The sequence below is a fragment of the Sulfurihydrogenibium subterraneum DSM 15120 genome, from assembly GCF_000619805.1.
Classification (GTDB): Bacteria; Aquificota; Aquificia; order Aquificales; family Hydrogenothermaceae; genus Sulfurihydrogenibium; species Sulfurihydrogenibium subterraneum.
This window is the reverse complement of sequence record NZ_JHUV01000009.1, coordinates 62,800-87,382: the sequence shown is the minus strand read 5'-3', so window position 1 is coordinate 87,382 and position 24,583 is coordinate 62,800. Positions and strand designations below refer to the sequence as shown.

Annotated in this window: 22 protein-coding genes; all 22 read right to left on the bottom strand. The window is 33.1% G+C overall.

Translation table 11 applies throughout. From position 1 onward, the window contains the following. Positions 1-7 precede the first annotated feature (7 nt). Positions 8-2,401: an outer membrane protein assembly factor BamA gene (gene bamA / locus Q385_RS0103500; protein ID WP_028950339.1), complete on the bottom strand. Its 2,394-nt coding sequence runs from the start codon at positions 2,399-2,401 to the stop codon at positions 8-10. Between the two features lie 5 nt (positions 2,402-2,406). Beyond that, on the bottom strand, positions 2,407-4,851 hold the full coding sequence (locus Q385_RS0103495; RefSeq protein ID WP_028950338.1) for an ATP-dependent Clp protease ATP-binding subunit: 2,445 nt from the start codon (positions 4,849-4,851) through the stop codon (positions 2,407-2,409). 52 nt (positions 4,852-4,903) lie between these two features. Then, the gene (locus tag Q385_RS0103490) at positions 4,904-5,581 is read right to left on the bottom strand and encodes an ABC transporter ATP-binding protein (RefSeq protein WP_028950337.1); all 678 of its coding nucleotides are present in this window, start codon (positions 5,579-5,581) and stop codon (positions 4,904-4,906) included. Continuing rightward, the gene (locus Q385_RS0103485) at positions 5,574-6,785 is read right to left on the bottom strand and encodes a lipoprotein-releasing ABC transporter permease subunit (RefSeq protein ID WP_028950336.1); all 1,212 of its coding nucleotides are present in this window, start codon (positions 6,783-6,785) and stop codon (positions 5,574-5,576) included. Before Q385_RS0103485 ends, Q385_RS0103490 begins: the two co-directional genes overlap by 8 nt. Beyond that, the gene (gene trmFO / locus Q385_RS0103480; protein ID WP_028950335.1) at positions 6,782-8,086 is read right to left on the bottom strand and encodes an FADH(2)-oxidizing methylenetetrahydrofolate--tRNA-(uracil(54)-C(5))-methyltransferase TrmFO; all 1,305 of its coding nucleotides are present in this window, start codon (positions 8,084-8,086) and stop codon (positions 6,782-6,784) included. Before trmFO ends, Q385_RS0103485 begins: the two co-directional genes overlap by 4 nt. Continuing rightward, a complete protein-coding gene (locus Q385_RS0103475) occupies positions 8,083-8,499 on the bottom strand; it encodes a molybdenum cofactor biosynthesis protein MoaE (protein ID WP_028950334.1) in 417 nt (138 codons plus the stop codon). Before Q385_RS0103475 ends, trmFO begins: the two co-directional genes overlap by 4 nt. Next, entirely contained in the window at positions 8,496-9,005 is a 510-nt protein-coding gene (locus Q385_RS0103470) for a thioredoxin family protein (protein ID WP_028950333.1), read from the bottom strand. Before Q385_RS0103470 ends, Q385_RS0103475 begins: the two co-directional genes overlap by 4 nt. A gap of 1 nt (position 9,006) precedes the next feature. Beyond that, positions 9,007-9,801, bottom strand: coding sequence for a hypothetical protein (locus Q385_RS0103465; protein WP_028950332.1), 795 nt, complete (start codon positions 9,799-9,801; stop codon positions 9,007-9,009). Between the two features lie 41 nt (positions 9,802-9,842). Continuing rightward, positions 9,843-11,018 (bottom strand): pyridoxal phosphate-dependent aminotransferase, encoded by a 1,176-nt coding sequence (locus Q385_RS0103460; RefSeq protein WP_028950331.1) that lies wholly within the window; start codon positions 11,016-11,018, stop codon positions 9,843-9,845. 20 nt (positions 11,019-11,038) lie between these two features. Further along, entirely contained in the window at positions 11,039-12,034 is a 996-nt protein-coding gene (gene waaF, locus Q385_RS0103455) for a lipopolysaccharide heptosyltransferase II (protein WP_028950330.1), read from the bottom strand. Further along, positions 12,031-12,975, bottom strand: a complete 945-nt coding sequence (locus Q385_RS0103450) for an acetyl-CoA carboxylase carboxyltransferase subunit alpha (RefSeq protein WP_028950329.1) — start codon at positions 12,973-12,975, stop codon at positions 12,031-12,033. Before Q385_RS0103450 ends, waaF begins: the two co-directional genes overlap by 4 nt. Before the next feature lie 11 nt (positions 12,976-12,986). Further along, positions 12,987-13,985: a sodium:calcium antiporter gene (locus Q385_RS0103445; protein ID WP_028950328.1), complete on the bottom strand. Its 999-nt coding sequence runs from the start codon at positions 13,983-13,985 to the stop codon at positions 12,987-12,989. Continuing rightward, positions 13,982-15,703, bottom strand: a complete 1,722-nt coding sequence (locus Q385_RS0103440) for a S1 RNA-binding domain-containing protein (RefSeq protein ID WP_028950327.1) — start codon at positions 15,701-15,703, stop codon at positions 13,982-13,984. Before Q385_RS0103440 ends, Q385_RS0103445 begins: the two co-directional genes overlap by 4 nt. Beyond that, entirely contained in the window at positions 15,700-16,563 is an 864-nt protein-coding gene (ispH, locus tag Q385_RS0103435) for a 4-hydroxy-3-methylbut-2-enyl diphosphate reductase (RefSeq protein WP_028950326.1), read from the bottom strand. The genes Q385_RS0103440 and ispH overlap by 4 nt, the downstream gene beginning before the upstream one ends. After that, positions 16,556-17,182 carry a lysophospholipid acyltransferase family protein gene (locus Q385_RS0103430; protein ID WP_028950325.1) on the bottom strand — a complete coding sequence of 209 codons (627 nt, stop codon included), beginning with the start codon at positions 17,180-17,182 and terminating at the stop codon, positions 16,556-16,558. The genes ispH and Q385_RS0103430 overlap by 8 nt, the downstream gene beginning before the upstream one ends. Positions 17,183-17,213: 31 nt before the next feature. After that, positions 17,214-17,759, bottom strand: a complete 546-nt coding sequence (locus Q385_RS0103425; RefSeq protein WP_028950324.1) for a DUF507 family protein — start codon at positions 17,757-17,759, stop codon at positions 17,214-17,216. Positions 17,760-17,791: 32 nt separating this feature from the next. After that, a complete protein-coding gene (gene thiO, locus Q385_RS0103420) occupies positions 17,792-18,889 on the bottom strand; it encodes a glycine oxidase ThiO (protein WP_028950323.1) in 1,098 nt (365 codons plus the stop codon). An 8-nt stretch (positions 18,890-18,897) separates the two neighbouring features. Beyond that, the gene (locus Q385_RS0103415; RefSeq protein WP_051524386.1) at positions 18,898-19,584 is read right to left on the bottom strand and encodes an MBL fold metallo-hydrolase; all 687 of its coding nucleotides are present in this window, start codon (positions 19,582-19,584) and stop codon (positions 18,898-18,900) included. Between the two features lie 71 nt (positions 19,585-19,655). Further along, positions 19,656-20,375, bottom strand: coding sequence for an SDR family NAD(P)-dependent oxidoreductase (locus Q385_RS0103410; protein WP_028950321.1), 720 nt, complete (start codon positions 20,373-20,375; stop codon positions 19,656-19,658). Between the two features lie 3 nt (positions 20,376-20,378). Continuing rightward, entirely contained in the window at positions 20,379-22,433 is a 2,055-nt protein-coding gene (locus tag Q385_RS0103405) for a thioredoxin domain-containing protein (protein WP_028950320.1), read from the bottom strand. A gap of 126 nt (positions 22,434-22,559) precedes the next feature. Continuing rightward, positions 22,560-23,396, bottom strand: a complete 837-nt coding sequence (locus tag Q385_RS0103400; protein ID WP_028950319.1) for a c-type cytochrome — start codon at positions 23,394-23,396, stop codon at positions 22,560-22,562. Between the two features lies 1 nt (position 23,397). After that, the gene (locus tag Q385_RS0103395) at positions 23,398-24,573 is read right to left on the bottom strand and encodes a cytochrome b (protein ID WP_245596356.1); all 1,176 of its coding nucleotides are present in this window, start codon (positions 24,571-24,573) and stop codon (positions 23,398-23,400) included. Positions 24,574-24,583 lie beyond the last annotated feature (10 nt).

Genomic DNA, 24,583 nt, shown 5'->3' with positions numbered 1-24,583 from the left:
TTTTATTTTAGAAAAATGTTCCCAATATAAATCCAAACCTTGAACTACTTGTTCCAGTAGGTGGGTTTAACACTTTACCGTAATAAAGTTCAATGGGTGCAAAAGGTGTAATAATTTTAAGTCCAGCTCCCACAGAGTTATACATATTAGAAAATGGATTACCTTTGTCAAAACCTTTACCTTGGTCTAAAAATACAAATCCCCACAAAAATCTTTCTACAATTGGATGGGCAAGCTGATAGTTTAAGACTATCTCTCTTTTTGCACCTGCAGGGTCTTTATTTTCATCTAAAGGTCCAGCTCTACCCCAGTCAAAACCTCTAATTGTAAAATCACCACCTACAAAGAATAGTTCATCTAACGGTATACTTTTTGATATCTTCTCAACCAATCCAAAAGTACCTTTTATGGAAAACACAAAGTCAGTATAAAAAATTCTGTCAGGAATTAGCTTCGTTCCTGATAAAACTACTTTATAAAAATCTCTTGTACCAGTACCTGCTTTTAACGTTAAGGTTAGGTCGCTACCACTTGTAGGAAGTAAAGGGTTGTCTATAGTATTTCTGTTTATAAACCATCCGGCTGAATAAAGGTCGTACTTACCTGCTTGTTTTTTAATATAAGTTGATGCTGTATCTAAAATATCTTTATACTCACCTTTCTCTGCAGTTAAGGTTAAACCTGTTCTCCAATATTCTTTAAACTCGTATGATATAGTTGGAGAAAACCCAGTCTTTGTAGCTACGAAAGATGTATAATCAACGTAAGTGTCGTAAAGGTTCATTCCAAGGTCTAAAGGTTTGTATAAAAACCATCTGTGAAGGTAGTTTAATGAGTTGTTTCTGTACTTTGAACCTATCGATAGAGAAATACCTGCTGTGTCCCCTGTTCCTAAAAAGTTTCCTTTCTTTAAAGATGCAAAGAAAGAAAGTCCTGTTTGCTGGCTGTATCCTGCACCTATAGACATCTGACCTGTAAATCTTTCACTTACCTGAGTTGTAAGGTCCATCTCATTATCTGATTTTACGTTAGGGTCAAAACCTATCATGTCGTAGTATCCAAGTCTATAAAGTCTTGACTGAGACCTTAAAAGATTTTCTTTCTTAAAAAGGTCTCCCGGAGCAAGTTTTAACTCTCTTCTTATAGTAGCGTCCCTGGATTCGTAGTTTCCTTCTATATTTATTTTATCTACGTAAAAGATGTTTCCTTTGTTTATATCAAATACAACATCTACAGTTTTCTTTTCTTTGTTTACAAGTTTATTTACTTCTACGTTGGCAAATATGTATCCAAGGTCGTTATATTTGTCTAAAATATTTTTCTTTATAAAGTCTATCTTTTCTTGGTCGTAATATTCTCCAGATTTTATAGCTTTTCTTTTACTTACTTCAAGAAGTTCTTTGGTTGTATAAAGGTCGTTGTTCTCAAGCTTTATAGAATCGACTTTATATCTATCCCCTTCGTTTATTTTTATTGTTATATGGTACTTTTTACCATCGATTAGCTTAACTTCAGGTTCTTGAATATCTACATCAAAAAATCCTTTTCCTATATACAGATTTCTTATTCTATCAATGTCTTCATACAGTGTCTCTTTTACTAAGCTTGGATGAAGTTTTAATTTTAAAATACTTCTTTCTGATGTTTCCATTACAGATAATATTTCTTTCTTTTTTATGTTTTTATTTCCTATTATCTCAATTTTCTCAACGTAAGCTTTACTTCCTTCATCTATTTTAAAAACTAACGTGTTCCCTTTGTAAAAGTAAGATATTTTTGTATTATAGTACCCTCTTTTTTCGTAAAGAGATTGGAGTTTTTTTATCATCTGCCCTATTTCATCAGTAGATAAAACTCTACCTAATCCTTTTTTTATTGAAGAAAGTTTAGATGTAAGCTCTGGTCCTAATGTTGTAAAGGGAAGTGGTTTTCCAGATTCTAACTTTTCAGATAGGTCTAATCCTAACTCTTTTATAAGGTCATCTTTTGATATAGCTTTATTACCTTCAAACTCTATCCTTTGAACAACAGGAAGCTCTGTAAATACAAATGTAATATCTATTCCGTTTTCTGTGTACTTAGTGTAAGCTTCTACGTTAGAAAAGTATCCTAACTTGTAAAGGTCTCTTAAAGTATTTTCTATTTTGTCTCTACTTACAATAGCTCCTTTACCAAAAGGTATAAGGGGTTTTATTATCTCTTCATTGAAGAATTTTAGACCTTTTATCTCTATTTTTTCTATTCTATATACTTTAGAAACTTCTTCTTGGATTGTTCCAGTTTGAATTTGTGGTTTATCAAGTTGGATGTTTTCAGTTTCTGTTTGATTAGATGTTTTATTTTCTTCAGCAAATGAATTGAAAGAAAATATAAAAAAAGCGGTCGCAGAAACGACCGCCAACTTTCTTATGCTGGTTGAAGTTCTTTTTTCTTTCTTCCTTTCTTCTTCTGTAAAACTTTTAAGCCAACTGTATTGTCTGGATTCAACACTACTTCCACGTGTGAACCCGGTTGAAGTTTTCCGGCCAATATCTCTTCCGCTAATAAGTCTTCTACTTGAGATTGAAGAGCCCTCTTTATACTTCTTGCTCCATATTCTGGTTTGAATTCCTTCTCTATCAAGTAGTCTATAAACTCTGGAGATAAGCTTACTTCTATTTGCCATTCTTTTAACCTTTTGTTAATCTCTTTAATTTGTATATCTATTATACCTTTAATTATCTCTTTGTCCAATGGTTTAAATACGATAATCTCATCAAGCCTATTTATAAACTCTGGATTAAATGCCTTTTTAACTTGATCCATAACATTTTTCTTTAAGTCTTTATAATCTATAAGAGCAGACTTAGTTTCAAATCCCATTTTTCCACTGTCTAAAATCATCTTAGCGCCAAGGTTTGAAGTCATTATTATTATTGTATTGCTAAAGTCAACAACTCTACCTAAAGAGTCTGTAAGTCTTCCATCATCAAATATTTGTAAGAATATGTTAAACACGTCTGGATGAGCTTTTTCTATCTCGTCAAAGAGTATAACAGAATAAGGCTTTCTTCTTACTGCTTCTGTAAGCTGTCCACCTTCTTCGTACCCAACGTATCCCGGAGGAGCTCCTATAAGTCTTGATACTGTGTGTTTTTCCATATACTCAGACATATCAAATCTTATTAAAGCATCTTCTTTTCCAAATAGGTATTCTGCTAAAGCTTTAGCGGTTTCTGTTTTACCTACTCCTGTGGGTCCTAAGAATAGGAACACTCCAATTGGTCTGTGTCTTCCTTTTAGTCCAACACTATTTCTTCTTATAGCTTTTGATATTGCAGTTATAGCCTCGTTTTGGTCAACAACTCTCTTATGAAGCTCTTCTTCTATATGAAGTAGCTTTTCTTTGTTAGACTCTGTAAGTCTTGCTATTGGTATACCAGTCCATCTTGCTACAACTTCCGCAATATCTTTTTCTGTAACTTTTGGTCTGTTTTCTTTCTGTTTTTCTTTCCAGTTTAGTTTCATCGTTTCAAACTTAGCTCTTAACTTAACTTCTTCGTCTCTTAACTTAGATGCTTTTTCAAAGTCTTCTTCTTTTATCGCTTTAGTTTTTTCTTCTTCTATCTCTTTTATTTTTTCTTCTATCTTTCTAAGATCTTCTGGAAGTTCAAGTTCTCTTAGTCTGACTAAAGCTCCTGCTTCATCTAAAAGGTCTATAGCTTTGTCTGGTAGCTGTCTGTCTGATATGTACTTAACAGAAAACTCTACTGCTTTTTCTATTGCATCTTTTGTGTACTCTACGTTATGAAACTCTTCAAACTTTTTCTTTAAACCTTCTAATATGAGTATTGCATTTTCAGGTGTTGGTGGGTCAACTATAACAGGTTGGAATCTTCTCTCTAAAGCTCCATCTTTCTCTATGTACTTTCTGTATTCGTCTAATGTAGTAGCTCCTATTACTTGTATTTCTCCTCTTGATAAAGCAGGTTTTAACATATTAGAAGCGTCTAAAGACCCTTCTGCAGAGCCTGCTCCTACCATTGTGTGAAGTTCATCTATAAAAAGAATAACGTTAGGAGCCTTTTCTAACTCTTTTAATATGCTTTTTAATCTTTCTTCAAACTGTCCTCTGTACTTAGTTCCTGCAACGATTAAGGCTAAATCCAGTGCAACTATTCTTTTGTTTTGAAGAGTTTCTGGAACTTGTTTACTTGCTATTCTCTGTGCAAGACCTTCTACGATAGCAGTTTTACCAACTCCTGGCTCTCCTATTAAGACAGGGTTATTCTTTCTTCTTCTTGATAGTATCTGTATAACTCTTTCTATCTCTCTTTCTCTTCCTACTACAGGGTCTAACTTTCCTTCTTTTGCTAAAGCTGTTAGGTCTCTTCCAAATCTGTCTAAGTTTGGAGTTGGAGCTGATTTTGCCTGTTCTTGAGAAGGTATCTCTCCAAGGGCTGAGAGTATCTCTCTTCTTACGCTGTACTCATCTATACCAAATCCTCTAAGAATTCTTCCACCTAAACCTGTCTTTTCTCTGATTATACCTATAAGCAGATGCTCAGGTCCTACAAATGGATGGTGTAGAATACGAGCTTCTTCTACAGCAAACTCAAGAACTCTCTTTGCATCTGGAGCAAATAAAACTTCTCCTGAATGACTGCCTCTTGCCATTTGGGAAGTTAGTGTCTTTTTCACTTTATCAGCAGTAAGACTAAACTTCGAAAGAACTAAGATTGTAATATCGTCTTCATCAAGCAATGCCAAAAGAAGGTGTTCACTTCCCAAATAGTTATTTCTATATGCTAAGGCATGTTCTCTTGCTGTAAGTATTACTTTTCTTGCTTTTTCTGTAAATTTCTCAAACATTGTACTTTACCTCTTACAACTTTATTTTTGCTTTAAATAATCTACCTACTTTTTAAACTTTTTCAATATTTACTAACATACCATCTTTCATATAGTAAATATACTTACAGTATTTTGCAATTTCAATATCGTGGGTTGCGATGATAATAGTCATCCCCTTCTTTTCGTTTAGCTCTTTAAACAACATTATAACATTTTTAGCATTTTGAGAGTCTAAATTTCCAGTAGGTTCATCTGCTATAAGAAGAGATGGCTGATTTGCCACTGCTCTTGCTATTGCCACTCTTTGCTGTTCTCCCCCTGACAGCTGAGGTGGTTTGTGGTTTAGTCTGTGCTGTAAGTTAAATTTTGTTAATATCTCAATAGCTTTTTCTTTTACATTTTTTTCTCCTTTTATCTCCATAGGAATCATAACATTTTCTAAAGCTGTAAATTCAGGTAGTAAATAATGAAACTGAAAGACAAATCCTATGTTTTCATTTCTAAACTTTGATAATTGTTTATCGTTAAGGTTATTTATCTGTAATCCATTTATCAACACTTTTCCTTCTGTAGGGTAATCTATTCCTCCTATAATGTGTAGCAGAGTACTTTTTCCTGAACCAGAAGGTCCCATTACTGCTATCATCTGACCATTTTCCACTTTCAGACTTATTCCTTTTAAAGCCCATACTTCTTCTTGAGCGTTTTTATAAACTTTTTTTACATTTTCAAGTAAAACACTACTCATAGCGTAAGACCTCTGCAGGAGACTCTCTTGAAGCATTTAAAGCTGGGAATATAGATGAGATAAAACATATAAGCATAGATGATAAAAATATTACTAATACTTCTAACACAGATATTCTCAAAGGTAAATACTCTATAAGGTAAACTTCTGGGTTTAATTTAATTAAGTGGTAAGTATCTCCAATGTAAACTATCAATAAGCCTAAAATAGTTCCAAGTATTGACCCTACAATTCCTATAAAAAGTCCTTGAAATAAAAAAACTTTTGTTATAAGACTCCTATCTGCACCTAATGTTCTAAGAATGGCAATCTCTTTTCTTTTTTCTCTACTTTTAGTTGAAATTAGGCTTGCGATGTTAAAAGATGCAACTACAACTATTAAAGTAATAACTAAAAACATGGCAAACTTTTCAAGTTCAAGGGCTTGGAAAAGACTTTTATTCATATCCATCCAAGACTTTATTATGTAAGGAAATTCTATAATTTTTTCTAACTTAGATTTTATAGCTTCTGCTTTAAAAGGGTCTTTTAGTTTAAGCTGTATGCCTGTTATACTCTCTCCCATATCGAAAAAGTTTTGAGCAAACTTTAAGTTTGTTGCAACAAATGTAGCGTTATACTCGTATATTCCAAGGTCTGCTATCCCACAAACTTTAACTGGTTTTATTTTAGGTAAAAAGCCAAGGGGTGTTTTTCTTCCAACAGGAGACATAAGGTTTAACTCATCTCCTACTGTAACTGACAACATAAGTGCTAAATCTTTACCTAAAATTACACATCCATCAGAAAGGTCATAATTACCTAAGATTATTCTTTTATCAAGGGATAGAAAATTTTTATCTTTTTGTGGGTCTACACCTCTTACGTATACAGCTGAAACTTTAGAGTCTTTTGATAGTAATCCTTGAGTGTAAATAAACGGTTGATAGTCCAATATTTGTGAGTTTTGGTTTATTTTCTGTATAACTTGATTGTAATCGTCAAACTTTTCGTCTGCTTTTAAAATCATTATGTGGGGAGTTGTTTGAAGTAATTTTGACTTTAAACCAAACATAAATCCGTTCATAACTGATAGAGTAACTATTAAAGCTGCAACTCCCAGCGTTATACCTACTATTGATATAACTGTCATAAAAGAAAGAAGGTTTGATTTAACAGAGAAAAGGTATCTTAAAGAGATTTTAAGGTAAAGAGGTAGCTTCATAATGATATTTTTTCTTTAAACTCTTTTATTTTTTCTAATGATATTTGAGCTTTTTTTAGCTTTCTTTCTTCTTTATTCTTTATCTTTATGTCAATATCAGGAAGTAGAGCAAAGTTTGGACCCATTGGTTGAAGTTCATTTTTTGCAGTTGTAATGTAGTTTATAAGTCCTCCTATTATCGTCTCTTTAGGTGGATACACAGGTTCTTTACCTTGAAGCATTCTAACAACATTTATTCCTGCTATTATTCCAGTAGCAGCTGATGCCATATATCCTTCTACTCCTGTTATCTGTCCTGCAAATAGTATATTTGGATTTTTTCTAAGCTGCAGAGTAGGAAGTAAAAGTTTTTGAGACTGGATAAATGTATTTCTGTGGATAGAACCAAGTTTTACAAACTCTGCATCTTTTAAGGCAGGGATTAGTCTGAATATTCTCTGTTGATCTGGATATTTTAACTTTGTTTGAAAACCAACCAACGATAGCAATGTTCCTTCTATGTTTTCTTTTCTCAGCTGAACAACTGCAAAAGGTCTTTTTCCTGTTTTAGGGTCTATTAACCCTACTGGTTTCATAGGTCCATACAGTAAAGTTTCTTTACCTCTTCTTGCCATCTCTTCTATAGGAAGACAGCCTTCAAAGTACACAGCTTTTTCAAAGTCTTTTAACGGTACTTGTTCTCCTTTTATAAGCTCTTGATAAAAAACTTCGTATTCTTCCTGAGATAATACACAGTTAAAGTAATCTCCAGACCCTTTACCGTATCTATCAGCCCAGAATCCTTTAGAGTAGTCTACAGTTGAAGCGTCAACAACGGGAGCTATAGCATCGTAAAAATATAAATATTCTGAGGAAGTAAGTTTTTGTATTTCTTTTGAAAAATCCTCTAACGTAAGAGGTCCTGTTGCTATAACTACAATATCAGCATCTGGGAGCTGTTTAACTTCTTCTCTTATAACATTTATGTTTGAGTGGTTTTCCAAAATCTCTGTTATTCTTTTTGAAAATTTTTCTCTGTCTACAGCAAAAGCTTGACCTGCAGGAACTTTATACTCTTTTGCAACTCGTAGTAGTAAAGACCCTAACTCTTCCATCTCTTTTTTTAATAAACCAGCTCCAGAAGTTAGGCTTTCACTACCAAAAGAGTTGCTACAGACTATTTCTGCAAAGTATCCTGTTGTATGGGCAGGAGTAAGTTTTTTAGGTCTCATCTCGTAAAGGTCTACTTTAAAACCTGCTTGAGCTATCTTATAAGCAGCTTCACTTCCTGCTAATCCTGCTCCTATAACTGCTACTTTCAACTTTCCTTCCACTGAGTTTTTCCAGATTTAAAAACTTCTTTTTTCCATATTGGAGCTCTTGCTTTTACATTATCAACTACGTATCTACAACCTGCAAAAGCTTCCTGTCTGTGTCCTGCCCACACTACCACTAAAAAAGAAGGAACTCCTACAGGTACAACTCCAGTCCTATGATGTACAACACAGTGATGTATATTAAACTTTTCTTTTGCTTCTTGAATAATTTCATTTATAACTTTTTCAGCCATTGATACGTAAGCTTCATAATGTAATTCTTCAACCTCTCCGTCTTCTGGCGCTGACCTTGCAACTCCTATAAAGATGTCTACTCCACCACAAAGAGGATTTTTATAAGAATTAAAAACTTCATCTAAAGAAAACCAGTTTTCTCCTATGTAAACCTGTGGAATCAACACTTTCCTCCATTTTCTATATATTTTTGAAACTCTGTTTTTTCATAACATTTAGACCCTACATAGTCGCTAAGTTTTATAAAGTAATCTTTTGGTATGTAGCCAGGTATAACTCCAATAAGTTCATAATTTTTATCTGGATTAAATACAGCTATAGTAGGATAGCCTGTAACTCTGTAAATTCCAGCTAAAGTTTTTTCGTCAACTTCTTTTTTACCTTCTGGGTCTAAAACTTTTCTACTGCCATTAACATCAACTATTGCAATTTCTATACCATTTTTTACTAAGCTTTGTTTAACTTCCATATCTTTTAATACTTCTTTGTTTAACTTATCACAATACTGGCAGGTTTCAGACTCAAAAATTACAATAAGATTTTTTTTACTTTCAATAGACTGTTTTATAACAGGGTTAGGGTCTACTGTAAACTTTGGTTCAGAAGGTTGTTTATTACATCCAAATAAAAGCAAACCAACTATATAAAGTCCAATTAAAAACTTTTTCATTTTACTCACCTCTTACTTGGTTTAGTTTATCAAAATTTAATATATCCATATACTCCCATTCTTTGTATGCCATAGCATATATTTTGTTTTTTGTGAGATAGTTAACAACATCTTCATCTATTCTCAAAGAAGCAAAGATTAAAACAAGATTGTAATTATTATACTCTGGGAAAAGAGTTTTAAATCTTTCCACCTTTTTATCTTTAAAATCGTTTACGTACTCTATCTTTGGCGTTGCTTTTACTTCTATTAGATACACAGTTTTACAAGGGTCGCTAACCGCAATCACGTCAAACTCATCTTTTAGATTATCTTTTTTTCTTTTCCTATTCATATGTATATCTGTTATCTCACATTTAAAGTACTTTTCTAAAACAGGTTTAGTTGCAGGGAAAATTACGTCTTCAACGATAGTCCCAAGTCTGTTAGACAGCTCCCCCCATTTTTTGTTAAAGTCCTTCCTCATTTCAGCGATTGTTTTTTCAACGTTTGTTTTAAACCTTTCTGTGTCAACTTTCATTTCAGCGACTATTTTTTCTACGCTGTCTTTGAATCTTTGATTTTCTTCTTTCATTTCAGCAATCGCTTTTTCAACGATTACTTTAAACTTCTGATTCTCTTCCTTCATCTCCGTAATCATCTTTTCAACTTTTGCTTCAAATCTTTCAAGTCTCTCTTCCGCCTTTTTATGTAAATGGCGTAAATCTTTAAGCTCTATCTGAGCTTCCTGTTGCATGTATAAAATTTTCATAATAATCTCTTCCATGTGAGAGACTCTTTCTTCAAGCAACTGCATACTAACACCTCTAATGGATACTAACTATAAAAATTGTCTAACTATCCTAACTTTTCAAGAGCTTGTTTTATTCTTTCTACTCCTTCTTTTATGTTTTCCATAGATGTAGCATAAGATAGTCTAATATAGCCTTCTTTACCGAAAGCGGAACCAGGAACTACCGCTACTTTACCTTCTTCCAGTAGATAAGCTGAGAGGTCTACATCGTTTTTTATATTCCCTTTTATATAATAAGATACATTAGGAAATGCATAGAAAGCTCCTTCTGGTTTTATACATCTAACTCCTTTTATACTGTTTAGAGCTTCAACTATATAATCTCTTCTTTTTACAAACTCGTTTCTCATCATTGCAGGAAACTGTCCGTTGTCCTTTAAAGCCTCAAGAGCCCCATACTGGGCAAAGGTTGTAGGATTTGAGATAGTCTGGCTTTGAATGTTTGTCATAGCTTTTATATACTTTTCAGGAGCTGCAACCCATCCAAGTCTCCAACCTGTCATAGAGTAGGATTTTGAGAAAGCTCCAACTGTAAAGGTTATCTCTCTAACTTCCCTTGATAAAGAAGCTATACTTACGTGAGGCTCTCCGTAAGAAAACTCTTCATAACATTCGTCAGATATAATCATTATGTTATGTTTTAAACAAACTTCTGCTATTTTTTCTAACTCTTTTTTTGGTATTACTGCTCCTGTTGGGTTTGAAGGGCTGTTTAATACAAGTGCCTTTGTTTTTGGAGTTATTGAAGACTCTACTATATCAGCAGTTAATATAAATCCGTTTTCTTCTGATAGTTGCGGTATTACAGACTCTCCGTCGTTTAATGCTATCTGTTCTGTATAAGAAACCCAGTAAGGAGCTGGGACTATTACCTCATCTCCGGGGTTTAAAAGAATTGCAAATATTTCATACAATCCCATTTTTGCTCCAGGAACTACTATAACCTCAGATGGAGAGTAATCTATGTTATTTCTATTTTTTAACTTCTGTGCTATTGCCTCTCTTAGCTGTGGTATTCCGGCTGCTGCTGTATACTTTGTTTTTCCTTCTTTTAATGCTTTTATAGCTGCCTCTTTTACAAAATCTGGCGTGTCAAAGTCTGGCTCTCCAGCTCCAAAACTTATAATATCCACCCCTTTTGCTTTTAACTCGTTAGCTTTTGCTGTAATTGCAAGTGTTTGAGAAGGTTTAATCTTTTTAATTCTGTTAGATAGCTCCATAAACTCACCTCTTAAAATTTTTAACTTAATATTTTATCAACTTTTTCAAGTACAAATTCAGGCTTTATCTTTTCCATACAGTCATGGGTTTTTATAGGACAGACTTTGTGTCCGTGAAGTCCACAAGGTCTACATTTAAGACCTTCCACCTCTACAACCACACCATTTTTATAAGGATAAAAACCAAAATCTTTTACAGTTGGTCCATATATATCAATAACTGGGACATCAAAGCTAACTGCCATATGAACAGGAGCCGAGTCATTTGATATAAGGAGTTTTGAATGCTTTATTAATGAAAAAGTTTGTCTTAAGTTTGTTTTTCCTACTAAATTAATAGGTTTTTCTTCTGTTTTTGATAAAATCTTTTCTACAAAATCTAAATCTTCACCTGAACCTATTAAAACAACTGTTTCTCCTCTTTTTATTAAAGTATCTATCACAGCTGCAAAACCCTTATCAGTCCATCTTTTTGTCTCCCATTTAGAACCCGGTGCTATTACTATGTAAGATTTATCTTTTAAGTCTATAGATTTGTAAAAACTATCTTCTTCTGGGTCAAGGTATAACTTTGGATTTCTTTCTACTAAATTAGGTTTATAGTCAGGTAGTTTTTCAAGGATCTTTAGATTTCTGTCTATCTCGTGGGTTGAGTCAAAACGGTGAGGTGCTACATCTGTGTAAAGGAAAGAAAAACCAGCTTTATCAAAACCTATCCTTTTAGGAATGCCCGTTAAAAATAAAATGTAAGAAGCTCTGTGAGACCTGTGTGGTGAGATAGCGATATCAAACTTTTCTCTACGGAGAGTTTTTATCAAGTCTAAAGTATAGTCTTTATTTTTATCAAAAGTAATCAACCTGTCAACAAAAGGATTGTTTTTTAAAACTTCTTTTCCAAAAGGTTTAGAAATTACAGTTAGATTAGACTGTGGATAAATTTTTTTTATAGATTCTATTAAAGGGGTTGTTAGTATTAAATCTCCCAAGAATGCTGTTTGGTAAAGAAGTATTTTCACTTCTCAGCAAATCTTCCCATTGAGTAAAACTTTTTATGTCTTAATTCTACGAGTTTATCTAAATCTACATTCTCTACTTGTTTTAAAGCATTTCTTAAAGACCACTTCAAAAGTCTGTACATTTTTTTTGGCTGAAGGTGTGCTCCACCTCTTGGCTCTCTAACTATACAGTCTATTACGCCTAACTCTAAAAGGTCTTTTGCTGTAATTTTCAAACTTTCTGCTGCAATAGGAGCTGACTCTGCAGATTTAAAAAGTATTGCTGCACAGCCTTCTGGAGATATAACTGAGTATATAGCATTTTCAAGCATTAAAATCCTGTCTGCAACCCCTAAAGCTAAAGCTCCACCACTTCCACCCTCTCCTATAACTGTTGCAATTATAGGAGTTTTCAAACTTCCCATAACCATAAGACTTTCTGCTATTGCCTGAGACTGACCTCTTTCCTCAGCTCCTATTCCGGGGTAGGCTCCGGGTGTATCTATAAAAGTGAAAACAGGTCTTTTGAATTTTTCCGCAAGTTTCATAACTCTTATAGCTTTTCTATAACCTTCAGGGTGAGGCATTCCAAAATTTCTTTCAATCTTCTCTTTTGTGTCTCTTCCTTTTTCGTGTCCAATTACACAAACAGGTTTTCCTTCAAAATTTGCAAATCCAGCTATTATTGCTTTATCATCTGCAAATCTTCTGTCTCCATGAAGCTCTATAAAATCTGTAAAAATGTTGTTTATGTAATCTATCGTATGGGGTCTTTTAGGATGTCTTGCAAGCTGAACTCTATCCCAAGCGGTTAAAGACTCCATCTTTTTTTCGGATAATTTTTTAAACTTTTTTCTAAGTTTTACAAGCTCTCTTATAAGACTATTCTCTCCATTTCTTATCTTTTCTCTTAATATTTCTATCTGGTCTGATAGGTTTTGTAATTCTTTATCTAAATCCATAGTAAACCTCTTTAATTTGTACCATTTAAAACTAAATAAATATAACTAACAAAGAAAATTATACCAACAGAAAAACCATAAGCAAAATACTTTCTGTTAATGTAAGAAACAGTTAATACTAAAAATGCCGAAAATATAGCGAATATACCAGATATTAACGCTAATCCTGTAATGTTCCAATCTGTAAAAACTATTCCAAAGCTAACAGGTACAGTACTTTGAAATACCATTGCTCCTGCAACATTACCTGCTGCCAAAGTATCTTTCTTTTTCCAAACCCAAGTAATACTATTTATCTTTTCAGGAAGTTCTGTTGCTATTGGTGCTATTAATAGTGAAAATATAAGGGGGTCTAAACCAAAGGCTAAGCTAATCTTCTCTATTCCATGGACAAACAGATGAGCTCCAGCAACCATTATAACCAAGGAAAATATAACTTGGAATATTATTATCCACATAGCTGGATGAGGATTTTTAGGTGCAAAGAAAAGATGTTCTGTAGCTTCCATATCTTCACTTTCACCTTTTAACGTTTGGAAAACGTACACTACATATAAAACCAATAAAAATGCTGCAGTTAAAATCCTTACAGAATGACTTTCAAACGGAACAACAAATAAAGCGATAGAATAAGCAAATAAGAAGAAAGTTAAATCTCTTCTAAGTCCCGTAGTTTCTGCGTGAAGAGATATACTACCCTTTTTTAATAAATGTCTAACAACAACAGTTAAACCTATTAAAGGAAAAGCTAAGGTAGAAAGCATAAAAGGAGCTCCCAAAATTGCACCTACACCTATATCTTGTCCTTTGTTTCCTGCAAAAAACACAACTGCAATAATTGGGATAAGCGTTTCAGGAAGAGCTGTCCCTACTGCTGCTAAAACACTTCCTGTAAAATTCTTTGAAACTTGCAATCTATGACCAAGTGCCTCTATTCCGTTTGTAAAAAGTTCTGCAGCTACTAAAACAAAAACAATACCGACAACTAAAACAAATAAATCAATTATCATTTACCTTCTTTCTCCATAAGCTTTTTCTTTAATATCTCTCCAAGGGTTCCTAATCCTTCGCCTTGAGACTCTTTCTTTTCTTCTTTTTGGGATAATTTTTCTAAAAGTTTTTTCTTAGCTTCTTCCTCTTGTCTCTTTCTCTCTTCTTCTTGTTTTCTTTTTTCTTCCTCTAAAGCTTTTCTTTCTTGATCTAAGATCAGATGTTTAATACTTAAGGTAATCTTTTTATTTTTAGCGTTTATATTAATAATTTTTGCTTCTACTTCTTGATGGAGAGATAGTTTATCACTTGGTATTTTTATTCTTTCTTTTGCTATTTCTGATACAGGTATAAACCCTTCTACTTCTTCTGTTAGGTCAACAAAGGCTCCCTTTTCTATGAGCTTTTTAACTTTTCCTTTAACAACATCTCCCACTTTATGTTTTGAGATAAAGTCATTAAAGGCATCTTCTAAAAGCTGTTTAATTCCAAGAACTATCTTGTCTTTTTCTACACCTAAAACTTTAAATCTGTAAGTCTTTCCTTCTTTTAAAACGGAAGATATTGATTTAATAGAAGGATTGTCTGTTGCATCTTGAAGTTTTACTATTCCTTCAATATCTCCTAAATCAATGAATGCAACTTTTTGTTTTACATCTTTTACTTTTGCCTGAATTACGCTACCTTCTGGATTTTCTTTTAAAAACTTCTCTATAGGATTTTCTTGGGTTTGTTTTATGCTTAGCTTTATTTTTCCTTTTTCTTTATCTATTTCAAATATTTTGGCTAATACTGTATCTCCAACTTTTAAGTTCTTCTTAGCTTTTATATAATCAAAGTGAGATATTTCTGAGTTAGGTATGAATCCTTCCAACAGTCCTAAATCTACAATCACTCCACCTTTGTTTATTTCTTTAATTTTTCCTTCTACAACATCACCAACGTTTTTATCAAACTTATCCCAAGGATTTCCTTCTAAAAGTTTTAACGACAAGATAGGTTTTTTATCTTTTATCTCTTTTACAACAACTTCAACCTCATCACCTACTTTTAAAACTTCTTCTACTTTTTTAAATTTATCCCAGGATATCTCACTTTTTGGTAAAAATCCGTATAAAACATCTTCTATTGATAAAACAGCACCTATAGGTTGTACTTTTACAACCTTTGCTTTTATCTTTTGACCTTCTTTTAATAATGACAGTATCTTCTCTTTTTCTAATTCTTTTTCTTCTATCAAAGCTTGTTTTCTTGAAACTACTATGTTAGGATTTTTTCCTCTTTCTTCAAATTTTATTATGTAGCCTTCAAATGTAAAGCCTTCTAAAAGATTCTCATCTCTTTTTAAAGATGATTCTGATAAAGGCATAAAACCTTTAAATCCTTCAACAGATACTGTATAACCTTTATCTTGCTTACTTAATACCGTTATTTTTACTTTCTTTTTGTTTTCAAAAGCATCTTTTAATTTTTGTAGTTTTTCTTTATTTACTATTCCTCTTCTTGAAAGAATAAAGTATCCATCTTTATCTCTTTTACCTACAAAAACTGCTTCTATTTCTTGACCTTCTTTTATATCTTCAGCTTCAATTTTGTTTAAAACCGCTTCTATTTTTTGACCTATGTCTACAAAAACTTTATCATCTGTTATTTTTACTACTTTACCTTTTATTTTTTGATTTTTTGAGTAGAATCCAGATTCTACACTTTCTTCCATTAACTTCTCAAATTCGTTCATGTGTACACTCCTTTTAACTGTTTTATTTTTTCAACAACTTGATTTATTATCCAATCTGGAGTTGAAGCTCCAGCTGACACACCAATGTTTTCTTTTCCTTCAAACCACTCTTTTTGAAGTTCATCAGCTGTTTCTATGTGGTAAGTGTTTGGGTTTAGAGCTTTAGATATCTGAGCAAGTCTTTGTGTATTTCCACTGTGTTTTCCTCCGATGATTATCATTACATCTACGGTAGGGGCAAGTTTTTTAACATCCTCTTGTCTGACAGAAGTTGCATCGCAAATAGTGTTAAACACTTTTAATTCTTCTGTATTTTCTGCCAGATATCCTACAGCTTCTCTAAAAAAGTCTTCACTTTGAGTTGTTTGAGCGACAACACCTATTTTATTTCTTTTAGGTACTTTTTTTACTAAGTCCTCAAAGTTTTCCACAACAACACCTTGACCGTTTACCTCTTTAAGATGTCCTAAAGTTCCTATAACTTCAGGATGCCCTTCTTCTCCTATTATCACAACAAAATAACCTTCTTCTACAAGCTGTCTTACTTTGTCGTGGACTTTTTTGACAAAGGGACAAGTTGCGTCTAATACATTTATATTCATACTTTTTAGCTTTCTTTCTGTTTCAGGCGGAACTCCATGAGACCTAATAATAACAGTCTCACCGGGCTTTAGTTGAGAGTAATCTTGTAGCTCTTTCACTCCAAGACTTTCTAAGTAGGAAACAACCTGTTTGTTGTGAATTATAGGACCGTTTGTGTAGGCATGTCCCAGTTGCTCACCAGCCTTTTTAGCCATATCAACGGCTATCCTTACACCAAAGCAAAAACCTGCTGTTTGGGCTACTTTTATGTTAACCATAATGTTCTCCTTTTAATTTTTTGATTTCGTGCATAACTTTTTCTGCAATGTGCTCATAAGATGAAAGACCTTCAAATTTAATAGGTTTACCTACCAATACATTAATATTATACTTGAATAATTTAGGAATTTTTGAGTTAACTGGTAGTACTTTATCTGTTCCTTCAATTAAAACAGGAATAACAGGTACTTTTGCTTTTTCTATTAGGTATCCTACACCAGGCTGTGGTTTTCTAAACTCTCCGGGTCTTGCCCTTGACCCTTCTGGAAAGATACCTATAACAAAACCTTCTTTTAAAAGAGTTATAGATTTTTTTATAGCTGTTGTATCTCTGCTGTCTCTTCTAACTGGAATTGCTCCTGCTTTTTTAATAAACCATCCTAAAATAGGAACTTCAAAAAGCTCTTTTTTTGCTAAAAATATTACAGGTCTTGGTGATATTATATTGATTACTGGGGGGTCAAAGTGGCTTCTATGGTTTGCTGCGATTATACACCCACCTTCTAAAGGAATATTTTCAACTCCTACAACTTCTATTTTTAAAAATTTTTTAAAAAAAGGTTTTGTTTTGAAGAATATCTTATATCCAAGCTCAGAGTATGGATAGTTATTTTCCAATGAAATTCTCTCCTTGTATGGAGAGCATAGTTTACATTAGTCCTCTTTTTCTTAAAGCATCTTCGTATATTCTGTTGTAGAGTATCTTCCACTCAGGAGTTCCTTCTATAATCTTTTTAGAGTAGGATTTTATTCTTTGTCTTACTTCCTTGTCTATCTCTTTTTCTTCTTTGATTAACTTTTTAAGTTTATCTAAAACAATTCTTCTTATTTTGTTTGGATGTTCAAAAATCTCAACAGAGTCTTCTGTTTCGAGATACTTCTTTATTTTATGGGATATTTGGTTTAGCCTTTCTTCAGGGTCTAAATGTATTCCTCTTTCTTCAGCCAACTTTTCTTTTACTTTATTTACTGCGTCTCTAAATCTTATTTCTTCATCTATAAGATTTATGTGTTTTTCTACTAATCTTTCTGCTTCTTCTTGTATCTCTTTTTCTTCTTCTACAGCTTTTAGTAGTATCTCTGTTATATCGTTTTTAAATTTTTCTGGGTCATCAGCTTCTACTAAATGTTTATCTAAAAGTTCCTGTGCTATGTTGTGAGATACTATCTCCACCAGCTTTGCTGGTAGTTTCATAAACATCCTCCAAGCTCTAAAATAGTTTTAAATTATACCATCTTATACTTAAATCTGTCAAAACTGAATATTTTAAGGTAAGGACTCTCTTCTTCTTTATGGATTAGATTAGATATAAGTTTTGCAGTTATAGGAGCTAACAAAATACCATTTCTATAATGTCCAGTTGCATAGTACAAGTTTTTTATATCTGACTTTCCAAGTATAGGCAGTCCATCAGGAGTAGCCGGTCTAAATCCATACCAAGCTTCTAAGATTTCATAATCCTTTGTATAAGGAAATGTATCTAAAAGGCCTTTAAGTAAAACTATCAGTCCTCCTACTGTATTACCTTCTTTAAAGAAAACATTTTCTTCAGTAGCCCCTACAACTACAAGGTTAGAGTCTTTTCTTGGAATTATATACGCTCTTTTACTGTAGAATATATTTTTTAACTCTTCTTTTTTCTTTGTTTTAAAAGAAAACATCTGTCCTTTTTTAGGAAAAACATTAACAGGGTCAAGTTCTCCAGACCAAGCTCCAGCTGCTAATATACAGAAGTCTGCTTCTATCTCGCCTTTCTCTGTAGTTATAAATTTAAAAGTACCGTCTTTCTCATTTATATACTTTACTTTTTCAAAAGTTCTAACTTCTATATTTGTTTTTTTTAGATACTTTATTAATGCAATTATTAATCTTCTGTTGTCAACTTGTTTATCGTCAGGAAAGTAAGCTCCCCCTATTATACCTTTTCCAATCTGGTATCCCATACCTTCAATTTCTTTTCTTTCAAGCCAAGAGGTATTGTAGCCAAGTTTTTTATAATACTCAACTCTCTTGATAAGTAGTTCCTTTTCTTCTTCACTAAAAGCTGGGAATATAATTCCACACTCCCAAAAACCTACATTGTCTCCAGTTTCCTTCTCTATCTCTTCTACAAAAGATTTATACATATCTCTACTTTCAACACAGAACTTTAAAAAGTCTCCTATTAGTCCTTCTGCCAACGGTGCAAGCATTCCGCCTGCAGCCCAAGAAGCTCCTCTTCCAAGGCTACTTTTTTCAACTATAGTTATATCATAACCAAGTTTATAAAGCTCTCTGGCAATTGATAACCCTATTATTCCTCCACCTATTATTATGCCTTTCATCAACTCTCCTAAAACTCTAATTTCATACCGTCTTGTGCTGCTATTACTTCTACTTTAGTTCTTTTTTTAATACCTTCTGCAACTTTGTTAGGATTAGCTTTTAACATATTTACACTAAAGTGGGTTAAAACTGCCCTTTTAGGTTTTACTTTGTCAATAATGATTTCTACTTCTTCGGCAGATAGATGGTAGTAGTTTAGATTTGGTTTTACAAAGGTTGTGTTAAAAACCATTAAATCTGGATTTTTAGGGTGGGCATAAAGCATATCCTCGTGGAATCTCCCGCAAGGAACGTATATAAAAACTTTATCTTTACACCTAAACTCAAGACTGTAAACTGTAGCTCCTTGGTGTATGTGAGGTATTAATGGTTTTATAGTTATTTCTTCTAACTGATACTGATTTCCCATCGTTGTTATTTCAATTCTTTTAAAGCCTTTTTTTGTGTATTTTAAAACTACAGGGTCTTCTCCATCTAAGGCGTCGTAAGGTGCAAGTAAAAGGTCTAACTTGTTTTTGTTAGCATCTGTTGCAGACTCAACTACAGAAGCTACATCTGCTACATGATCCAAGTGTCTGTGGGATAAAACAACTGCATTTAAATCCCTTGGCTCTAAACCCCTTTCAAACATTCTGATTAAACTTCCAGGACCTGGGTCTATTATTATATTTTTTCCTCCAAAGTGAAGCCACATACCTCCAGAATGGCGCAACTGCCTAAATACTACTGTTCTTCCTCCTGCTGTTCCTAAAAATATAACAAAATCTAAAATATTAATCTACCTCCTTCTACAGGTATTAAAGACCCAGTTGTAAATTCTGTTTCTATTAAATACTTAACAGCTTTAAAAATCTCTTGCTCTCCTCCCCATCTTTTTAACAAAGTTTTCTTAAGAGGAAGTTCTTTATCCTGTAAGTCCTCTGGTGGAACGATAGGTCCTGGTAGTATACCGTTGACTAGCACATAAGGTGCAAACTCTTTTGCAAAGGCTTTTGTCATCGTAAGTAATGCACCTTTAGAAGCTGTGTAAGGTGTGTAATCTGGATATGGCAAAATTGCACTGTAATCTACTATGTTTATAATTCTTCCCTCTTTTTTTTCATACATCTTTTTACCAAGTATCTTTGAAAGATAGAAAGGAGCTTTTACGTGTATTGAGTAAAATGTATCTAAATCTTTAAAAGTTGCTGTTTCTAAAGGCGCTTTGTAATAAATAGATGCGTTGTTAATCAAAATGTCAACTCCAATGTTAGAAGCTTCTTCACTAAGCTTTATAATATCTTTTTCTTCTGTTAAATCTGCTTTTAACAGATAGCCTTTAACTCCAAAACTCTCTACAAAAGTTTTTAACTCTTGAGCTTCTTTTTCTGAATAATTATAATGAATAATAACATCACAACCTTCTTTTGCCAGTCCAATGGTTATAGTCTTACCTATTCTTTTTGACCCACCTGTTATAAGTGCTGTTTTTCCTTTTATTTCCATAGATTAACCTTTTAGCGTATTTATAACATATTCTAAATCTTTTGTTGGTAGATTACAAGCAAAATTTTTACATAGATAAATATAAAAATCTTCAGGGATTTCCATGTTTTGTGTGTAAGGTGATATTTTTGATAACTCTTCTTTGTTCTCTGGCGTTTTTACAACTATAACTGTGTTTGGTAAAAACTCTTTGTTTAACTGGTTTAAAGCTCCTACCCATTCTTTTCCTGATATTACAATCTCTGAAGTAGAGAAGAAGTGCATCATTAGAGCTATTAAAAACATTGTATGGTAAGAAGGTAGTCTTTTTATATCCTCTGCAAAAGCAATTAAAGTTTCGTAAGATTTTTTATAAAACTCCTCCTGTGCTGTTATAAGGTAAAGTCTATATAGATTATAAGCCATTACAGAGTTTCCAGAAGGTATTGCCCCATCAAAAGATTCTTTTGGATTTACTATAAGGTCTTGACTTTTACTTAAGAAAAATCCTCCATTTTTCTCATCATACAAAAGCTGTATAGCTTTGTTTGTTAAATCTATAGCTGTTTTTAAATACTTTAGACCTCCTGTTGCTTGATAAAGTTCTATCAAACCCCAAACAAAAAATGCATAATCATCTAACATTCCTTCTATTTTTACTTCTTTGTCTTTTTGAAGGTGGTAAAGTTTTCCATCTATTATCATGTTATTAATAATAAAATCAGCCGATTTCTTAGCATAATTAATATAATTTTGATTAGAAAATACTTTCCCAGCTTTTGATAGAGCTGTTATCATTAAACCGTTCCAGTCTGTAAGTGCTTTATCGTCTTTTAATGGGTGAATCCTTTTTTCTCTCTCTTGAAAAAATTTTTTTCTGATTTGTTCCAATTTTTGCTTTAAAGTATTTTCATCTATTCCAAGGTCTATAGCATAATCCCTCAAGGTTTTAGAAAGATAAATAATATTTCTACCTGTGGGATGTCCAGTAGCTTCTTCAAGGTAGTTTCCTTCTTCTTTTATGTTGAAAATCTTTATTGCTAAATCACTTTCTTCTTTTAAAATATCTTTAATCTCTTTTAAAGTCCAAGTATAAAATTTTCCTTCTTCTCCTTCACTGTCAGCATCTTCTGTACTAAAAAACACTCCTTCTTCACTTGTCATATCTCTTATTACATACTCTATTATCTCTTGAGCAGTTTGTTTATAAAGGTCTTTTTTTGTAATCTGATAAGCTTCTATGTAAGCCATCAAAAGCATAGCTTGGTCGTAAAGCATCTTTTCAAAATGTGGTAGTAGCCACTGTCTGTCTGTTGAGTATCTGTGAAATCCAAAACCTACGTGGTCGTAAATCCCTCCCAGTCTCATATTTGTAAGGGTTTTTTCAACCATATAAAGAGCTTCTTTTTCTTTTGTATGGTAGTAGTATCTCAGTAGGAACATAAGATTATGAGGCGTAGGAAACTTTGGTTTATTTGAAAAGCCACCGTAAGTTTTGTCAAACCTGCTTTTTAATTCATAAAATCCAGTATGGATGTAATCTTCTTTTAACTCTCCATACTTTGTCTGATTATCTTCTTTTAGATAACCTAAAACCTTTTCTGACTTTGATATAAGGTCTTCTTTATTTTCTTGCCAGTATTTTGCAACACTTAAAAGTAAGTCTACTAGTCCTATTCTTCCCGGTCTTGAATGTTTTGGAAAATAGGTTCCTGCAAAGAAAGGTTTTTTATCAGGCGTCATAATGATTGTAAGAGGCCATCCTCCACTTCCATTAAAAAGCATACACACATTCATATAAACAGCGTCTATATCTGGTCTTTCTTCTCTATCAACTTTGATAGGCACAAAGTATTTATTTAAAATCTCTGCAACTTCCTCATCTTCAAAAGATTCTTTTTCCATAACGTGGCACCAATGACAGGAAGAATAACCTATAGATAAAAAGATAGGTTTGTCTTCTTCCTTTGCCTTTTCAAAAGCTTCATCACACCAAGGATACCAATCAACTGGATTGTAAGCGTGTTGAAGAAGGTAAGGGCTTTTTTCGTTTATAAGTCTATTTGGTTTTCTATTCATAAAATTACCTCTGAAAGATTTTAGAAAAAGATTTTAATTGAAAAAAAAGGATAAACAATAGAGTTGGTCATAAAATAAAAAAACCTGCCCGAAGGCAGGTTAAAGAAAGTGGAGGTAAGCTAAGAATTAATGTAGGTTTTTCCAGATTTTCTTTTTCCAAGCGTAAGTTAAACCAGCCATTACAACCAAGTAGCCTAAAACCCAAACACCTAATTTATTTCTTTGCTCTCTGTGTGGGTCTGCTATCTCGTCTAAGTACTTAACAACCTTCTCTGTAGCTTCTTGAGTTAAACCAAGTCTTGGCATAGAAGTTCCGGGTAAACCGTTTTGAGGGTTATTTATAAAAGTCTCTAAATACTCTAATTCTTTTGCTTTACCCATAACTGATAAATCTGGTGGAACTTTACCAAGGTATGCTTTTAGGTTATCAGCAGGTGTTTCTGCTTGAATTTTTTGATATTTTACACCGTGACATCTTCCACAAGCTTCTACCGTTATCTCTTTTCCAGTTAAGTCTTTCTTAGCAACCGAAGAAAGATACGCTATAATGTGTCCTACATCTTCATCAGATAGCTGAGCCATAGGAGGCATTGCAAACTTAGGATTTTTTGTAGCTTCTTGAGGATTTTTAATAAAAGCAGCTAAAAATTTATGGTCAACTATAGAAGCAATGTTTGAAAGGTCTGGAGGAACAACATTAAAAGAAGCTATTGCAGCATTTTTATCCATTCCCGGATTTATTCCATCATTTTTCAATCCGTGGCAAGAAGCACAATTTGCCATAAAAAGTTCCTTACCTTTTGCAGGGTCTCCTGTTGTTGATGCTGTTGTTTGTATATCAGAATATTTAAAATCTGGATGTTTAACTTCTCCATGCATTACAGAATGAGCATAAGGCTCTATCCCCCAATACCCAATAGCAACTAAAACTATTAAAATCAGAAGTATTTTAAGCTCTTTCATATTACCTACCTCCTGCTACTTTTTTCTTCTCTATCTTAGATAAAATTGGAAGAGCGAGGAAAAATGCGAAGTATACTAAACTTCCAGCAAATCCAAGCCATGCGTATAAACCAGTAGGAGGTAGTTTTCCAAGTATTGTTAAAAATACAAAGTCTGCTATAAATATCCAGAAAAGAATTTTATATATAGGTCTATTTTTACCACTTACTATAGGGGAAGTGTCAAGCCAAGGTAAAAATGCAGCAATAAACATACTTAGTACAAACGCAATTAAACCTAAGTTTTGACTAAAGAAGAAACCTCTTAAAACTTCGTAGAATGCCAGGAAGTACCACTCAGGGTATATATGCATAGGTGTTTGTAAGTAATCTGCAGGTGTAAAGTTAATTGGGTCCATAGCAAACTTATACTGGTAAAACACTAAATAGAAGAAGAAAATCAAGAAAACTGACATAACAAAGAACTCTTTTGCCATAAACACAGGCCAGAAAGGAATTCCTTTTCCATGTTTTTTCTCTTCTTTTGTAAGCTCTATACCATCTTCGTTATTAGACCCGGGTATTCTTACAGCGTAAAGGTGAATAGCTGTAAATACTATTAGTAAAAGCGGTAAGAAAACTACGTGCAAAGCAAAGAATCTTGTTAAAGTAGCATCTTCAACTATGTAGTTACCTCTTATCCATACAACTAAATCAGGTCCTATAAAAGGTATTTTCTCAAATAGTGTTGTAATTGTCTGAGCTGCCCAGTAAGACATCTGTCCCCAAGGAAGTAGATATCCAGTAAATGCTGTTGCAGACATAAGAACAAAAAGTATATATCCAGTTATCCAAACTATCTCTCTTGGTGCTTTAAATGAACCGTAGTATATACCCCTTGCCATGTGAATAAAAAGCACAAGGAACATTATAGACGCACCTACTGCGTGGGTATGTCTAAACAACCATCCATACTCAACATCCATCATAATTGTTTTATTAACGCTGTCAAAAGCAAGATGAGAATCTGGTTTGTAGTACATAAGCAAGAAGATTCCACTTACAACTAAAATAGCAAAAACTAACATTACAAGAACGCCAAAGCTCCAGAGAAAGTTTATGTTTTTAGGAACGTAGTACTCTGTAAGCATTACTTTAATAAGCTGTCTTATAGCTAACCTTTCATCTAGCCAATCCATCAATCTCATA